This window comes from Roseovarius sp. TE539 (assembly GCF_003298505.1).
Taxonomy (GTDB): Bacteria; Pseudomonadota; Alphaproteobacteria; order Rhodobacterales; family Rhodobacteraceae; genus Roseovarius.
On the sequence record NZ_QNGB01000018.1, the window covers coordinates 12,606 to 29,084 of the forward strand.

The window sequence follows — 16,479 nt, forward strand, 5'->3', positions numbered from 1 at the left end:
TGCGGCCCGCCCGGCATGTTCAACCCTGTGTCGGCCAGACCCGGTGCTCGTCGTCGATGATGAACTCATGGGCGTGGCTGCGGTTTCCGCCATGGGCGCGCAGATGGGGATGATCTGGTGGCAGGTCCTCATGGGTGTGTTCGGGCGCACGCGGCAGGTCAGCCGGCCACGCGATACGTGCGGCGACGCCCCCAGCCGCGGCCAGCCCGCCCATCACGAAAAGAGCCACGTCCAGCCCGGCCGCCTGTCCCACCCATCCGGCCAACGGGTAACTCAGCAGCCAGCACGCATGGCTGAGGGCAAACTGCGCCGCGAAGACCGCTGGGCGGTCCTCGGCATGCGCGGACCGGCGCAGTAGCCTTCCCGCCGGGGTCAGAACCGCAGCATAGCAGAACCCGATCGCCACCCAGCCCAGAAGGAACACAGGCCAGCCCGGCAACCCGTGAATTGTCAATACCATACCGGCCAGCATTGTCAGCGCCACCAATCCCCACGCACCGGCAAACATCACCCGCCGATCGGGAAGATGATCCAGCAGCCTTGGGATCATCAGCGCCGCGCCCATCGAGCCCATTCCGAAAGCCGTCATCGCAATTCCCAGATCCGCCCCGGGCCGGCCAAAGCCTTCGCGCACGATCAAAACGGTGTTGACGAGAACGAAGGCACCCGATGCGGCCGCCGCGAGGTTCAGCGCCAGAAGCCCGCGCAGCCTCGGAGTTGCCAGGTAGATGCCGATGCCGCGCGTCAGCCTTTCACGGAATCGCCTCCCGCCCCCGCCAGGATGGGACCGCGGCACTGCCGCCGCCAATACCAGAAGCGCCGATCCGGCGAAGCCTGCCGCCGTCCCTGCAAACAACCCGCTATAACTCATCACCGTGAGCAGAAACGCCGCCAATGCCGGGCTGAGAAGATTTTCCAGATCATAGGCCAGCCGCGACAGGGACAATGCGCGCGTGTAATCGGACTCCTTCGGCAAGACATCGGGAATCAGCGCCTGATAGGCCGGCGTGAAGGTCGCCGAGGCCGCCTGAAGCAGGAAGATCAGGATATAGACCTGCCAGACCTCGGTCACGAAGGGCAGGCACAGGGCCACACCCGCGCGCACCATGTCGGCACCGACAAGCACCGCCTTGCGAGGCAGGTTCTGCACGAGCGCCTGCGCAATCGGAGACAACCCCACATAAGCCACCATCTTGATCGTGTACGCCGCGCCCAGAACCAGCCCCGCCCGCGTACCGGCCAGGTCATGCGCCATGAGACCCAGCCCGACAGTCAGAAGGCCGCTCCCCAATAGCGCGATAACCTGCGCCGCAAACAGGGTGGCATAGGTTCGGTTACGCAGGATGTGGATCATCGCGCCCCCATCTGTACGGAAAGTGCGGACCGGTCAGAGCCGAGCCCTGACCGCCTCGCCGACCGGAATCATGAATTGCTGGCCCAGCCGTGAAGGCGCCTTCACCGGGCCCTCAAGCGGTCCGTTCTTTGGCAGTACCGCCAACTTCCGGCCGTAACCGACCTCCTCCAGAAAATTCAGGACCGCATCGCGCACATGCAGCCGCTCGTCCTGCTTCCAGAAGAAATCGTCACCCGCGATGATCCCGCCGGTGCGCAGCTTGCGCGCGGCGATCCGCAGATCGGCCAGAACATGCTCGTAGCGGTGATTGCCGTCGATGTAGATCCAGTCGAAATACCCGTCGGGATAGCTTTCCAGGACCGGTACCGAATATCCCTTGCGCAGGTCGACCTGCGGCAGGTGCCCGTAGGCCGCGGCCACCTCCGAATGCATCGCGCCCATCTGGCCGGTATCGCCCCATTTGGAATGCACGAAACTTTCTTCACCACCATCGGCAAGCAGATCCCAGGGATCGATCAGGACAAGCTCCACGGGGTCGGTCTCATCCAGGATGACCTGCGAGAATTTCCCGTCCCAGACCCCGATCTCGGCACAGCGCCCGCGTTTGGGCATCAGGCCCAGCATCCTGACCCGAACGCAATGTCTTTGCGGCGCACGTTCGGCCAGTTCCGTCTGTCTCGACATCCTTGAACAGTTCACGTCAATCTTCGCCATCCCTGTCTCCGGTCGACTCGCCGCTGGCGGCATCGTGGGCGGCCACCACGCCCTCCACCTGTTCATGGCTCCAAAGATAGGAGGCCCGGTGCCTGTAACCCTCTTTCGTCTCCTGCATCTGCTCAAGCGTCAGATCATCGGCCGTTTCCGGAATGATCTCCAGCGGATCAGGGAAACTGTAGGGTGGAAGCATGGGATTGAAGGCGGCGAATTTCGCATTGTTGCGCAAGTTCCGGTTTTCCGGTGTTTGTACGACTGTGGTCAGCAGGTACCGGTTGCCTGACCGGGCGAAATTGCGGAAGAATTCCCATCGCAGCCATGTCTTGAGGTGAAACAGGCAATCGCGGCACAGGAACAGGTCCCCTTGCGGCAAAGGATCCGACGTGATGTCGAGATGCAGGAAGGTCCGGTTCGGGGCCGCATGCGCCTCGCGGTTGGCCTCGACGATATTCGAGGAGATATCGGCCCCGATATACGTGATCCCGCTCAAATCCACATGCTGCATCCAGTACCAGTCACCACAGGGCGCATCCACGAATGTAGTGACGCCATAGCGTTCAAAGATCCCCGGCAATGCCCGTCTCAGCCGCTCGGTATTCTCCAGCGTGGACCCTCGTCCCGAAACCGGCCATTTCCCGCCCACGGACCAATCTCTCTGCTCGAATGCTTTCTGAACCCTTCTGCGCATGTCCACTCTCCTGCCTAAACATCCAGTCCGGGCGCCGCTTTGCATGCGGCTTTGCCCTGTATGCCTCATGCCCGACTATACGACTGCTTGAAGCCGCGGGCCAAGGTCTTTCATTGGCGTCCGCCGAATGCTGCGGGACGCACCGGTCACTGGAAGCACGCAGGGCGCCGGTGGCTCCAACCGCGAGGCTGGCACGCAATCGCGCTGCACCACGGCATGCCAAATCGGGATGTCCTGCCTGACGGGCACCGGACCACCCTCGATCACCAATCCGGCGGATGGGACATGATGAGCGACGCGCGGGGCATTGGGCAGCCGTTCGCGCGCGAAACAGCCATCGCACCCGCTTTCTTGATCGGACAGTCCCTGTGAAGCGTGGCGCAAAAACGGCGTATGCGACAGACAGCTCACACGCGGAATGTCACAATGGCGTGATTCAATACCCTGTCACCGCGCCACGGCGCTATACAGTGGAAAAACAAAGGAGATTGCGAATGACCTATACCAGACGCTCCATGCTCGCCTCAGCTGCCGCCCTGCCGGTTGCTATCGCCACCAGACCTTCCCTTGCCGGTGCGCCAATGCTGGGACAGGGCCGCAGCCCGTTCAACCGTTTCGGCCTCGGCACCTTCGAGGTCACGACGCTTCTGGCCGCCGAACGCACGGTGCCGAACCCGCATGACATCTTTGGCCTCAACGTCAACGCCGAAACCTTCGAACACGTGTCACAAGCCGGGCGCATACCTACGGACCGGTCGAGGTTTTTCTTCACCCCGACGATGGTCAATACCGGGCGCGAACTCGTGCTCTTCGACACCGGCTATACCGGCGATGACATAGAAGCCGCCGTATCCGCGGCCGGTTACTCGCCCGGGCAGGTCGACGTGGTGGTCATCACCCACATGCATCCCGACCACATCGGCGGGCTGACGCGCGGCGAGACCCCCACCTTTCCGAACGCGCGCTATGTGACCGGGGCGGTCGAATTCAACGCTTGGTCCGGCTTTGATAGTGACGGTTTCAATACCAAGGTCCGTCCCCTCGCCGACCGAATGACGATGCTCGATGACGGCGACAGCGTGGCGGGCGACATCACCGCCATGGCCGCCTTCGGGCACACGCCGGGGCACATGACATACATGATCGAAAGCGAGGGAGCGCAGCTTCTTGTCGCGGCAGATTTCGCGAATCACTACCTGTGGTCGCTGGCGCATCCTGACTGGGAAGTGAAATTCGATATGGACAAGTCCGCCGCCGCGGCCACCCGGCGGCGAATGCTGGACATGCTTGCCACCGACGGTGTGCCGTTCGTGGGATACCACATGCCGTGGCCGGGCACCGGTTTCGTGAACAAGTCCGGCAGCGGCTTCAGCTACATGCCCACCAGCTATCAACTGGTTCTGGACGGCTGAATCCGGGGTTGGGCGCGCCGCGTGACGGCCTATGATGCCGGGCATGTCAGAATCGGCACCGAGCCTTTCCGAGATCGAGGGCATCGCCATCCGGACGGTCGATGCGCTGCCTGATGGATTTCGGGCGGCCGCCCGCGATGTGGCGCTGAGGGTCACCGACTGGCCCGACACTGAAATGCTTCGCAGCCTCGGGATTGGCGATCCGCTCGAACTGACCGGCCTCTACGAAGGCATCCCGATGACGCGAAAATCCGTTTTTGATCAACCGATCGGCCCGGACATCGTGTGGCTTTTCCGCCAGCCCATTCTAGCCGAATGGCGGCAGCGCGACGACGTCACGATCGAACGGCTGGTGGCCCATGTGACAGTGCATGAATTTGCCCATCATTTCGGCTGGTCTGACAACGACATCGCCGTCATCGACCGTTGGTGGGAATGATCCGCAGGACCGGCTGACCTGTCGGGATGTAATCCGGTTGTCATCCGGCGGTCACCGGAATGTCAACGAGCATCCCTACACCCTCGCAATCAAGGATTTGCGCGGGGGTTGCGATGCCACGAAGCGGACTGATCAGCCGGATCTGCATCACTGCTTTCACTCTGGTGCTGGCGCTGGCCTCCAACGCCGAAGAGCCGGGCACGGGCGGCCACGGCACGATGAACCTGCTTGCCCGCGAGGGGATCGAGATGTCCGTCGGGGACGCGGCGGGCTACGTGCCCGATGCCGTGTGCGGCGACTGCCATGCCGACAAGGCGGAAAGCTTTGCCGAGATGGGCATGGCACGCAGCTTCTACAGGCCCTCCGCGGACAATGTGATCGAGGATTTCAGCCAGCTTCCCTATCATCATGCCCCCAGCGGGCGCTACTATCGTCTGGATCAGGAGAACGGGGTTTATCGTTTCACCCGCTACCGCAAGGCGTCCGACGGCACGAGGCTGGATGAATTCACCACCACGGTGGACTGGATCATGGGATCCGGGAACCACGCCCGTGTCTATCTCTATCAAACGCCCGACGGTGCGCTCTTCCAGCTTCCGCTCGCCTGGTACACCCAGTCGGGAATCTGGGCCATGGCCCCGGGATTCGAGAAACCGGATCACAACGGCGTCCTGCGCAGCGTGCCCAAAGGCTGCATGGCCTGTCACAACTCCTATGCCGAATACCCAAAGGGCCAGGGCCGCATGGGTATGCCCAACCTGCATCCCGCCGATCTGCCGGAAGGGATCGGCTGCCAGCGTTGCCATGGCCCGGGCGCCAGGCATGTGCGGTTCGCCCTGACCGGAGAGACCGGCATGGAGGATCTTCGCAGCGCGATCGTCCATCCCGGGAAACTGCCGCGGGAGGAACTCTACAGCATCTGCTACGGCTGCCACATGCAGCCCACGGTCTCGGTCATGTCGCAGGTCAGGATGGGGCGGGGGCATTATTCCTTCCGCCCCGGGGAGAATTTGCAGGAATTCCGGATGCGGATCGACATCGTCGATGCCGACCGGCCCAGGGCCGACCGTTTTGAGATCAACCATCATCCCTATCGCCTCGAGCAGAGCGCCTGTTTCATCGAGAGCGAGGGGGCGCTCGGCTGCCTGAATTGCCACGACCCGCATGTGAAGATCAAACCGGCGAAACGGGCGGCACATTACCGCAAGGCCTGCATGAGCTGTCACGAGACGGACGGGCGTGGCCTGCCCGACCTGCCCGGAACCGCGGGCACACACCCCGAAATTGCCGCAGAGGCGGATGGCACGACATGCCACATGCCGGAACGGCGCACGCAGGACGTCGTCGAGGTCTGGATGACCGATCACAAGATTGCCCGGGCCCCGGACGCGGCCGCGGATCTGCTCGCCCCGATCGAAAGCGAACCTGTGGATGTCGAACAGGTCTTCATCTCCGGGGACGAGGCGGGGATGCCGCGTCTCGAAGCCGAGATGCTCAAGCTGATGGCGATCCTCGAATACACCGGCGGCGGGGCCAGCTATGCCAGTGACGATCTGGCCCGGATCCTTCTCGAGACACGCGCGACCCGCTACGAGCCGTGGCTGAAACTGATGCAGTCCTACCTGCGTCAAAGAAAATTCGACAATGCGCGCCGGGTTGCCGAACATACACTCGGCCTCGCTCCGGACAATCCGACCGTCGCGACGGCGGCCGGCATCGCCCGCTTCATGACCGGGGACCGCAAGACAGCACTCACCTTGCTGGGCCAAACCGTGGCCGCGTGGCCCGAGATGATCGAACCGCGTTTCCAGTTGGCGCGCTTTCTGGCGGTCGAAGGCCGCATCGACCCTGCGCTCAAGCAGGCCGAGGAGGTGGTCCGCCTGCGTCCGAACCATTGGCAGGGCTGGTGGCTGATCGCCGATCTGGCCGAGGTCAAGGGCGACAGGATCCGCGCGATAGAGGCCTATCTCAAGGCGCTGGAAATCAGACCCGAGGCGAAAATCCCGCGCCGGAAGGTCGTGGGCGCGCTCAGGAAAAAGGGCCGATACCGCGCGGCGGACCACCAAGCGGAGCACCCGGCACAGTGATCATGGCCAGCGCGCGGACCCGCGATCGCCCATCCTAACGGGCCGCGCCTCCGCGGAAGGCCGCGACCGCGGATCACTCCGCGGCACAGGCCCCCGGGTTGTTGGGGTGGGTTGTCCAGTTGGCATATTCCTCCTCGACAACCTTTCCGGTGCGCTCGTCAATCGCGCCCGGGGCCAGTTCCTCCATGGTGATGCAGCCCTCCACCGGGCAGACATTCACACACAGATTGCAGGCCACGCATTCAGCGTCGATCACCTCGAACACACGATCCTCGGACATCGAGATGGCCTGATGCGACGTGTCCTCGCAAGCGGCATAACAACGCCCGCACTTGATACACAGATCCTGATCGATGCGCGCCTTGGTCACATAATTGAGGTTGAGGTGTTGCCAGTCCGACAGGTTGGGCACCGCGCGCCCGACGAGTTCCGAAGTCGACGTCAAGCCTTTCTCGTCCATGAACTGCGACAGGCCCGAGATCATCTCCTGCACGATCTTGAAACCGTAGGTCATCGCCGCGGTGCAGACCTGTACGTTCCCGGCGCCGAGCGCCATGAATTCGGCCGCGTCCTTCCACGTGGTCACGCCGCCGATGCCACTGATCGGCAGGCTTCTCAGTTCCGGAGACCGGGCGATCTCGGCCACCATGTTGAGCGCAATCGGCTTGACCGCCGGGCCGCAATAACCGCCATGCGCGCCCTTCCCGTCGATGGTGGGCTCGGGCGCGAAAATATCGAGGTCAACGCCGGTGATGGAGTTGATCGTGTTGATGAGGCTGACGGCATCCGCGCCCCCGTCCTTGGCCGCCTGTGCGGGCTTGCGGATGTCGGTGATGTTGGGCGTCAGCTTGACGATCACGGGTAGATCGGTGTGCTTCTTGCACCATTCCGCGACCTGCTGAACGTAATCGGGCACCTGGCCGACGGCAGATCCCATGCCACGCTCGCTCATGCCGTGCGGGCATCCGAAATTGAGCTCCACCCCGTCGCAGCCGGTCTCGGCCACGCGCTCGAGGATCGCTTTCCAGCTGTCCTCGTTAACCGGAACCATCAGGCTCGCCACGATGGCGTGATCGGGATAGTCCCGTTTTACCCGCTTCATCTCGTCAAGGTTGGTCTGCAAGGGGCGATCGGTTATCAGCTCGATGTTGTTCAGCCCCAGAAGCCGCCGGTCTGCCCCCCAGATCGCGCCGTAGCGCGGGCCATTGACGTTGACGATGGGCGGGCCGTCCTCGCCGAGGGTCTTCCAGACCACGCCGCCCCAGCCGGCATCGAAGGCGCGGCGGACATTGTATTCCTTGTCCGTGGGCGGCGCCGAGGCCAGCCAGAACGGATTTGGGGATTTGATCCCGATGAAGTCACTTGCGAGATTGGCCATCTTGCTGATCTCCTTTTCCGGCTGGTGCCGCGCGGGCCTCAGCCTGCTTGCGGCATAAGTTTCGAATGAATGTCCTCGGCGGCGTCACGCCCCTCGGCAACCGCCGTCACTGTCAGGTCGTCGCCACCCGCAGCACAATCGCCACCGGCCCACACACCGTCAAGGGACGTTCGGCCCGCACCTGTGACCGCGATCTTGCGCCCGTCGAGTTCCGGCAGATCATCGCCTTGCAGCGTCTGGCCGATAGCACGGAACACCTGGTCGGCAGGCAGGCGGAAGGTCTGTCCGGTCGGGGTGAGATCGTCTTCGGTGTACTCGAATTCGACTTCCCTTACAGAGCCGTTGCCATGCACCGCGCGCGGCGATGCGTTGGTGATGATCCGCACCCCTTTGGAGGCCGCGAGATCCTGTTCGTAGACACTGGCGTTCATGCGGTCACGCCCGCGCCGGTAGACAAGGGTCACGTTCAGGGCCCCGAGAAGCCGCGCCTGCACGGCGGCATCTATCGCCGTCATGCCCCCGCCGATCACCACCACGTCACGCCCGACGGGCAAAGCCGAAAGATCGTCCGCCTGGCGCAGATCCGCGATGAAATCGACCGCATCCCGCACACCATCACGATCCTCGCCATCAAGGGCCAACGCATTGACTCCGCCCAGCCCGACACCGAGGAAAACGGCGTCGTGATCCTCACGAAGCTGCGTCATGTCCAGATCACGACCCAGGCGCTTGCCGGTCTCAACGACGATTCCCCCGATCCCGAGAAGCCATTCGACCTCGCGCTCGGCAAAACCACCCACGGTCTTGTACGCGGCAATCCCGTACTCATTGAGGCCCCCGGGCTTGTCATGGCCGTCAAACAGGGTCACGTCATGGCCTTTCATAGCCAGACGATGCGCGCAGGCCAGACCCGCCGGCCCGGCCCCCACCACCGCGATCCGCTTGCCCGTGGCCTCGGCGCGGGCAAAGGGATGCACATCCTGCTCCATCAGAGTGTCTGTCGCGTAGCGCTGCAACTGCCCGATGAGAACAGGCTTGCCCTCGGCCAGTTCCCGGACACAAGCCTCTTCGCACAATGTCTCGGTCGGACATACGCGGGCACACATCCCACCAAGGATATTCTGATTCAGGATCGTTTCGGCCGCTGCTTCGGGTGTGCCCGTGGCTATCTGGCGAATGAATAGCGGAATGTCGATGGCGGTAGGACAGGCCGTGATGCAGGGCGCGTCATGGCAGAAATAACAGCGATCCGCCGCAACGAGTGCCTCGTGATCGTCGAGAGGCGGATGGAGATCGGAAAAATTCTCGGTGTAGGTCTCCGGGTCGAGTCGCCCCGAGGCAATTCCGGGAGTCAGCGCGTTGTCGGTCATGACGGTCTCCACTGCATGGCTTTCCATTGGCTGGCCGCAGTAAAGCACGAATCATTTTTTTATCAAATGGTAAAATTTAGGCAGTTGGGAAAAATCCTCTTCCTGGTCGCGGTGACCGCCATGCAGTGCGCAGGGCGACCGGCGGAAAATCCGGCTTTTACCGCGTTTTCTGGTGTTCGAAACGCTGCCGCGCGATGATTTCGTTGTCATCCGCCTTCTTCTGATCACGCAGGGCGTTCTCGACATAGAGCATGTGATCCAGGACCGCGGCCTTCGCCCGGCCGGGATCGCGGGCCTGAAGTGCATCGTTGATGTTCCGATGCTGATCAAGCAGGGCTTGCCGGGTGGTGCGTTGCCGGAACATGACCTGGCGATTGTAGAAAACCCCCTCTCGCAGAAGCTGGAACATCGAGCGCATCATGTGCAGCATGATGACATTGTGGCTCGCCTCGATGATCGAGAGATGGAATTCCGCGTCCAGATCCGCCTCCTCGGATGGGTCCGCCTTCTGATGCGCCCGCTCCATACGCGAAAGTATTGCGTCCACGACCTGCAGGTCGGTGTCCGAAGCCAGACGCGCGGCGCGTTCGGCGGCCAGGCCCTCCAGATCACGGCGGAAGGCGATGTAATCGAACACCGCTTCATCATGCTCGGAAAACAACTGCACAAGGGCTTCCGAAAACGCATTGCCCAGCACATCCGCGACGTAAATCCCCGCACCGGCACGGGCGCAGAGAAGGCCCTTTTCCTGTAGCTCGGCCACTGCTTCGCGAAGGGACGGGCGTGATACACCCAGCCGTTCAGCCAACTCGCGCTCTGGCGGCAATCGCTCACCCGGCCGCAGGATACCGCGCAGAATCAGTTTCTCGATCTGCCGCGTCACGGCGGTCGACAATTTTTCAGGAGTCACTTTCCGAAATGGCATACCGGCAGCCTCTGGTCGATTGGTCAAGTTGTATGACCACCCCGGAAGCCCTGCAAGTCCGGCCATCGGGGCGCTTGATAGCATGTTGCATTCGACAGGAAACGGTCCGGAGGCGGGCGGGTGGCTCCGATCCGGCGCAACGCACTCTAATGCGTGACGCTCAGTGACAGAAGACCGACGATGATCAGGCTGGACGCCCAAACGATATCAAGATTGAACCAGCTGCGGGACAGGAATTTCAAACCGAGCCAATAATAGACGCCCACGGCCAGCGCCCCACCGGATACCATCATCGCCAGCGTATGCGCCACCGCGACCAGACCGGCGCGCAAGGCGTTCGCGCCCATGAGGGCCCCGGCGGCGCTATGCCCGGCATCCTGCGCCGCCAGATCACATATCCCCAGGTAAATCGGCACAAGCATCAAACCGGCCCCGTGCGCCATCGCCGCAAGAAAAGACCAGAGCGCAAGGCGCGTTGGCGGCACGCGTGCCAGAAACCGCGGATGGCGGCGATTGATCAGCAGGTAAACGCCTACCCCGATCACCAGGATTGCGGCGCCGACGCGGATTTCGCGCTGCCACTCGACCAGGATCATCATCGCGGAGAACGGAAAGAGGATCGCCGCCATCGCCACGAGATGCCCCGCGGAGAGCGCCAGAAGTGCCTTGTATAGGCCGGTATGCGCCTGGTTCATCAATGCGGCCGAAACCGCCAGAGGCCAGCCCATGCCCGGATTGATCCCATGATAGATCCCCGAGGCGACAACGGCCCACCAAAGGGCCGCCGCCGTCGTCAAATCCTCCATGCCTCAGACTGACGGGTAGCAGAAACTGTCGGTCGAACAGTCCCCGCCCTCAAGACGGATCTGGTGGCTGCGATAGCCTTTCGGGAACTCGACATAGAATTTCTCGTCCAGCTCAAGGCCGCCGTTCTCTCCGACATGGGCCATGACCATCTGCCCGCCCTCGTCATCCGGGTAAAACTGATCGTCCCAGGAGGAGTAGAGCGAATTCGTCCAGTAGACGCGCTTTCCGTCCCGGCTGATCTCGACCATCTGCGGCCCGAAGGCGAAATCCTTCCCGTTGGGGTGCTTGTGGTCGGCCACGATGCCCCCCAGCTCGACCTTGCCGGCCAATGTCGGGTTCATCGGGTCGGAGACATCGTATTGATGCATCTCACCAGTGCCCCAGCAGGCCACATAAAGGTATTTGTCATCCAGGCTGAGGTCGATATCGGTGACCAGGGGCGGCACGGCCTCGAACCCCTTGAGAAGTTCGGGCAGATCGTTGGCGGCGGCGGGCTGCGGCGGTATGGTCACGGTTTTCTTCGCATCGAACGTCCCGTCGTCATTGCGCCACCAGGTCCAGATCGAGCCCTCCAGATTGGTGGTGTCCACCACGACCCCGCAGAATCCGTACTGCTTGGCCGGATCATGAGCAGGCCGGATTTCCAGCGCCATCTGATGGTTTTCTCCGAAATCAATGGTCTGCACGTTCTTCCTCGCCGCGAGATCCCAGAAGTGGATCGAATGCCCGTACTTGTTCGACAGCAGATCCTCGGGCACGATCCCGTTCTCGAATTGCGGCGGCAGCCCCCATTCCGAGCTGACCATGTAATTGCGCGGCAGGTTCCACCAGAAATCGTACTGCTTGTCCTGTACGCCGCGATCCATCTCATAACGGCCGAGGATATCGAAGGTCTCGCAATCCATGATGAACATTCCCGGCGGGCCGTCGGTGCCATCCTCCCCGCCACCCCCGAGGGTGGAGACGTAAATGCCCTCGGGTCCGCAATGAATCGTATGGGGCCGCGAATAGCCCGTCTTGGCAAAGACTTCCTCGGGCTCGATGATCTTGTGGATGCTGGCCTTCAGGGGATCTTTCACGTCGATGATGTAAATACGCGAAGACCGAATGCCGGGGATGATCAGGTAACGCCGTTCCAGGAACGCGTGGCCGGTCAGGGGTGAAAGGGCCGACGAACAGGCATTCCAGCCGAAATGATGAAACTCGTCGCCCTTGTTGGGCATGAAAAGACTATGGACGATCTGCCCGAACGTATCCGAACCGGGATCGACATCGACAACCGCAAGACCGTCGGGTTGGCTGCCATCGGGGCTCAGCATCAGCGTGAAGGCCAGCTTTTCGACCGGGGCCTCCATGGCCAGTTTCGGCGTGGCGTGAAAAGTTGGGTCAGGTCTCAAATTCATTGTCTTTTTTCCTCCCTTTTCTTGACGCATCCGGCTGACATCATCCTGAAGCGTCTTGGTAACAGGGTGACACAGAATAAAATGTCAGACAATTGAATTGAATGACATCACATCCCCCGACCCGCGGCCATGTGACCAACGCGACAAACCATGCCGGTTCGCGGTCCTGAAAAGGACAAAAGCGTAATTTGCGCCGGCGGGGGAATCCATGAACCGGTCGGGTGAACGGCGAAAGGTCGCCCCTTACTGCCCGCACGGTCTTGCCAGGCATCATCGGTTGAAGACGGGAAACGGCATCCCGGCCGCGGCGCCGTTTCAGGCCACCATCGCCTCGGCCTTGCGAAGATCGACACTGACCAGTTGGCTCACACCCTGTTCGGCCATGGTGACCCCGAAAAGGCGGTCCATCCGGCTCATTGTCACGGCATTGTGGGTTATGATCAGAAAACGCGTTTCGGTACGACGGCACATCTCGTCCAGCAAATCGCAGAACCTTGTCACATTGGCATCGTCGAGGGGCGCATCGACCTCGTCAAGCACGCAAATCGGCGCCGGATTGGCCAGGAACACGGCAAAGATAAGCGCCAGTGCCGTAAGGGTCTGTTCCCCACCCGACAGAAGGCTGAGCGTTGACAGCTTCTTGCCCGGCGGCTGGCACATTATTTCAAGGCCGGCCTCAAGCGGATCGTCGCTTTCGACCAGCACAAGCTTGGCCTCGCCGCCCCCGAAGAGATGCCGGAAAAGCATCGCGAAATTGCTGTTGACCTGTTCGAACGCTGTCAGCAGACGCTCGCGCCCTTCACGGTTCAGGCTGGCGATGCCGCTGCGCAAAGTCGTGACCGCCTCCTCAAGATCAGCCTTCTCGGACTGCAGGGCATCATGTTCTTGCTGGACCTCGCGGGCATCCTCCTCGGCACGGAGGTTCACGGCGCCCAGCGCGTCGCGCTGCCGACGCAGGCGCAGGACATCGGCCTCGATCCTGTCCGCTGCGGGCATGTCCACCGGATCGACCTCAAGCCTGTCCAGCAGGGCCTGCGGCGTTTCACCACTTTCTTCATGAATGCGCGCGGCCGCTTCTTCGGCCATGTTCCCGGCTGCCTCCGCACGCGCGGCTGCGGCGGCGCGAGCCTCTCTCGCCTCGCCTGCCGTGCGTTCGGCATCGCGGGCCGTGACCGTCGCCGCGCGCGCGGCCCCTTCGCCAGCGGAAAGCGCATCGGCCGCTGCGGCACGGCGCGCCTCGGCCTCGGCCATTCTCTTGTCCAGCGCCTCCCGTTCCGCCGAGATGCTGTCCGGCGCCTCCTCCGCTTCGGAAAGCTCGGCTTCGGCGGCCTGCTTGCGTTCGGCCAGTTCGGACGTGCGGGTCTCGGCGGTGCGCAAACGATCCTGCCAGTTCCGGATTTCCTGCCCGACATCGCGCAGACGCCGTTCGCGGGCCTGCCCTTCGCGTTTCAACTCGTCCTGCGCCGCGCGCCGGGCCAGCATGACGGCGCGGGCCGTCTCGACATCCGACTTGATCTGCTCCATCCGCGCACGCGCATCTTCAAGGTCATCGAGCGCCGCAAGCGCGGCCTCGGCCTCCCGAAGTTGCGCACGGGCGGCCTCAGCCTCTTCTTCGTGCCGGGTGACGGCAAGGCCAAGGCTTTCAAGACGTGACGCCGCGAGGTTGCGGTCCGCCTCCGCGCGGCTCAGGGCGCGGTTGGCTTCGTTGACAGCGTTGTCGGCTTTGCGCCGGGCCTCTCTGGCACGCGCATCGGCCTCGGTTTGTTCGGCAAGCTTACGACGCAAGGCCTCATGCGCGTCACGCGCGCCGTCGGCACGCGCGGTGGCATGGGCAAGCTCCTGCTTCAGGTCCTCCAGACGATTGAGCTGTTCAAGCCGCAGGGCGGCCGCCGTCGGCGCATCTTCCGCCCATGCCCGGTAGCCGTCCCAACGCCACAGGTCCCCCTCACGACTGACGAGACGTTGCCCCGGTCGCAGCAACCGCTGAAGGCGTGGGCCGTCATCGGACTCGATCAGCCCGATCTGAGCCATGCGCCGGACAAGGACATCGGGAACAGTGACATGCGCCGACAGCGGGGTCACACCTGCGGGAAGTTTCTGCGGGTCGTCGTATCCCGGCAGCAATGTCCAGCCGGACGGTCCGTCCGCAACCACCTCGGGCGCGCGAAGGTCATCGGACAGAGCGGCGCCAAGCGCCTTTTCGTATCCCGGCGCGACCCGGACCAGATCGAGGATCTGTCCATCCTCGGCGGTATCGCGGTCCACAAGCCGCGCCAGCGCCGTGACCTCGGCGGAAAGCGCATTGACCTCGCCCTCGGCCTCGGACCGGATCGCCCGCGCCTCGGCCTCGCGCGACTGGGTTTCGGCACGTGCCTCGTCGGCTGCGACAAGGGCCGTCTCGGCCTCTCTTGCGGCAGCCACGGCTCTGGCCTCGGCAATTCCCGCGGCCTCGTGATCGGCCTCCGCGCGCTTCAGGGCCGCAGTTGCTTCCTCGGCGGCTCTTCGGGCGTTTTCAGCGGCGGCTTCGCTCTTCTCCAGCGTCTGGCGACTGTCTGAAACGAGTCGCTGTGCCGATTGGTGACGGGCCGAGAGCCGCGCCACGTCCTCGGTCTGTCCGGCCAGGTCCGCCTCGCGTTCTTCAAGGTCCCCGGCGGCCGCGCGGGCCTGTTCGGCGGCCGCTTCAAACCGGGCTTCATGCCCTTCGCCCTCCTTGCACAGGTTCGCCGCCTCAGCCTCGAGTTGGGCAATTGTTTCGACGGCATCGCTGTTCAGGCCGGACTCGCGCGCGATATCCCTGCCCAGCTGTTCGATCCTGGCGCGCAATGTCGTGATTCGCTCGCGCGCGCGGGCCTCCTGGTCGGCAAGCGTGTCGCGGCTTGTCGAAAGACGCTGAAGGATGGCGGCGGCAACCGCCTCTTCCTCGCGCAACGCCGGCAGCGCAGCATCGGCCGCCTCGCTTTCACTTGCCGCGTCACGTGCCGCAGCTTCGGCACGCGCCGCCGCGGTGGTGCGTTCCCGCAACGAATCCTCGGCCTCGGCACGGGCGGTATCAGCCTCTTTCCAGCGGCGGTAAAGCAGCAATCCTTCGGCTTGACGCAACTCGGCCCCGATGGCGCGGTAGCGCGCCGCCTGTTTCGCCTGACGTTCAAGCTGCGCCAGCTGACCGGCGAGCTGTTCGATCACATCATCGACCCGGGTCAGATTTGTTTCAGTCGCGTTCAGCTTCAGTTCCGCCTCGTGCCGACGCTGATACAGACCACTGATACCCGCGGCTTCTTCAAGCACGCGGCGGCGCGCGCGCGGCTTGGAGCTTATCAATTCGGCGATCTGACCCTGACGGACCAATGCCGGCGAATGCGCGCCGGTCGAGGCATCGGCAAACAGCATCTGAACATCCCGGGCGCGCACATCCTTTCCGTTGGCCTGATACGCGCTGCCCACATCCCGCGTGATGCGCCTGACCACCTCAAGGTGATCGGACTCGTTGAATCCCGCCGGCGCAAGGCGGTCGGAATTGTCGATGTGGATCGACACCTCGGCAAAGTTTCGGGCCGGGCGCGAAGCGGCCCCGGCGAAGATCACATCCTCCATGCCGCTGCCGCGCATCGCCTTTGGCCGGTTTTCACCCATCACCCAGCGGAGCGCCTCGAGCAGATTCGACTTTCCGCAACCGTTGGGGCCCACCACACCGGTCAGGCCGTCCGCGACGATCAGGTCGGTCGGGTCGACAAAACTCTTGAATCCGGTCAATCTGAGTTTGGTGAATTGCAATTTGATCCTGTCATCGGCTTGATTCCGTGGTGGCCCTGAATGTGACGGTTCTGCAAACTGCCTGTCAACGGCAATCCACAGAATGTGCCCGCCCATCCGAATTTATCCACAACATATTGCGAAGTCTTGCG

The 16,479-nt window shown here is 63.0% G+C and carries 12 protein-coding genes; 3 read left to right on the forward strand and 9 right to left on the reverse strand.

Going from position 1 to position 16,479, the window contains the following annotated elements; genetic code table 11:
* Nucleotides 1-19: 19 nt before the first annotated feature.
* From DQW77_RS11990 to DQW77_RS12000, 3 genes are read right to left on the reverse strand one after another with little or no spacing between them, the layout of a single operon-like run.
* Nucleotides 20-1,354, reverse strand: coding sequence for an MFS transporter (locus DQW77_RS11990; protein ID WP_113258469.1), 1,335 nt, complete (start codon nucleotides 1,352-1,354; stop codon nucleotides 20-22).
* 33 nt (nucleotides 1,355-1,387) lie between these two features.
* On the reverse strand, nucleotides 1,388-2,068 hold the full coding sequence (locus tag DQW77_RS11995) for a class I SAM-dependent methyltransferase (RefSeq protein ID WP_181711252.1): 681 nt from the start codon (nucleotides 2,066-2,068) through the stop codon (nucleotides 1,388-1,390).
* Entirely contained in the window at nucleotides 2,055-2,756 is a 702-nt protein-coding gene (locus DQW77_RS12000) for a class I SAM-dependent methyltransferase (protein ID WP_147094970.1), read from the reverse strand. Before DQW77_RS12000 ends, DQW77_RS11995 begins: the two co-directional genes overlap by 14 nt.
* 494 nt (nucleotides 2,757-3,250) lie before the next feature.
* On the opposite strand from DQW77_RS12000, the gene DQW77_RS12005 reads away from it, so the two are divergent.
* From DQW77_RS12005 to DQW77_RS12015, 3 genes are all read left to right on the forward strand, one after another.
* A complete protein-coding gene (locus tag DQW77_RS12005; RefSeq protein ID WP_113258472.1) occupies nucleotides 3,251-4,168 on the forward strand; it encodes an MBL fold metallo-hydrolase in 918 nt (305 codons plus the stop codon).
* Nucleotides 4,169-4,211: 43 nt separating this feature from the next.
* Nucleotides 4,212-4,607, forward strand: coding sequence for a metallopeptidase family protein (locus tag DQW77_RS12010; RefSeq protein ID WP_113258514.1), 396 nt, complete (start codon nucleotides 4,212-4,214; stop codon nucleotides 4,605-4,607).
* A 113-nt stretch (nucleotides 4,608-4,720) separates the two neighbouring features.
* A complete protein-coding gene (locus tag DQW77_RS12015) occupies nucleotides 4,721-6,694 on the forward strand; it encodes a M48 family metallopeptidase (RefSeq protein WP_181711253.1) in 1,974 nt (657 codons plus the stop codon).
* A 73-nt stretch (nucleotides 6,695-6,767) separates the two neighbouring features.
* On the opposite strand, the gene preA is transcribed toward DQW77_RS12015, so the two are convergent.
* The 6 genes from preA to DQW77_RS12045 all read right to left on the reverse strand — a co-directional run bounded on the left by preA (nucleotide 6,768) and on the right by DQW77_RS12045 (nucleotide 16,348).
* The gene (gene preA / locus DQW77_RS12020) at nucleotides 6,768-8,072 is read right to left on the reverse strand and encodes an NAD-dependent dihydropyrimidine dehydrogenase subunit PreA (protein ID WP_113258474.1); all 1,305 of its coding nucleotides are present in this window, start codon (nucleotides 8,070-8,072) and stop codon (nucleotides 6,768-6,770) included.
* A gap of 38 nt (nucleotides 8,073-8,110) precedes the next feature.
* Nucleotides 8,111-9,442 carry an NAD(P)-dependent oxidoreductase gene (locus DQW77_RS12025; protein ID WP_113258515.1) on the reverse strand — a complete coding sequence of 444 codons (1,332 nt, stop codon included), beginning with the start codon at nucleotides 9,440-9,442 and terminating at the stop codon, nucleotides 8,111-8,113.
* A gap of 157 nt (nucleotides 9,443-9,599) precedes the next feature.
* Complete coding sequence (locus DQW77_RS12030; protein ID WP_113258475.1) at nucleotides 9,600-10,367, reverse strand: FadR/GntR family transcriptional regulator; 768 nt, start codon at nucleotides 10,365-10,367, stop codon at nucleotides 9,600-9,602.
* Nucleotides 10,368-10,513: 146 nt separating this feature from the next.
* Complete coding sequence (locus DQW77_RS12035) at nucleotides 10,514-11,173, reverse strand: hypothetical protein (protein WP_113258476.1); 660 nt, start codon at nucleotides 11,171-11,173, stop codon at nucleotides 10,514-10,516.
* Nucleotides 11,174-11,176: 3 nt separating this feature from the next.
* A complete protein-coding gene (locus tag DQW77_RS12040; RefSeq protein WP_113258516.1) occupies nucleotides 11,177-12,577 on the reverse strand; it encodes a selenium-binding protein SBP56-related protein in 1,401 nt (466 codons plus the stop codon).
* Nucleotides 12,578-12,892: 315 nt separating this feature from the next.
* The gene (locus tag DQW77_RS12045; protein ID WP_181711254.1) at nucleotides 12,893-16,348 is read right to left on the reverse strand and encodes a chromosome segregation SMC family protein; all 3,456 of its coding nucleotides are present in this window, start codon (nucleotides 16,346-16,348) and stop codon (nucleotides 12,893-12,895) included.
* Nucleotides 16,349-16,479: the final 131 nt, after the last annotated feature.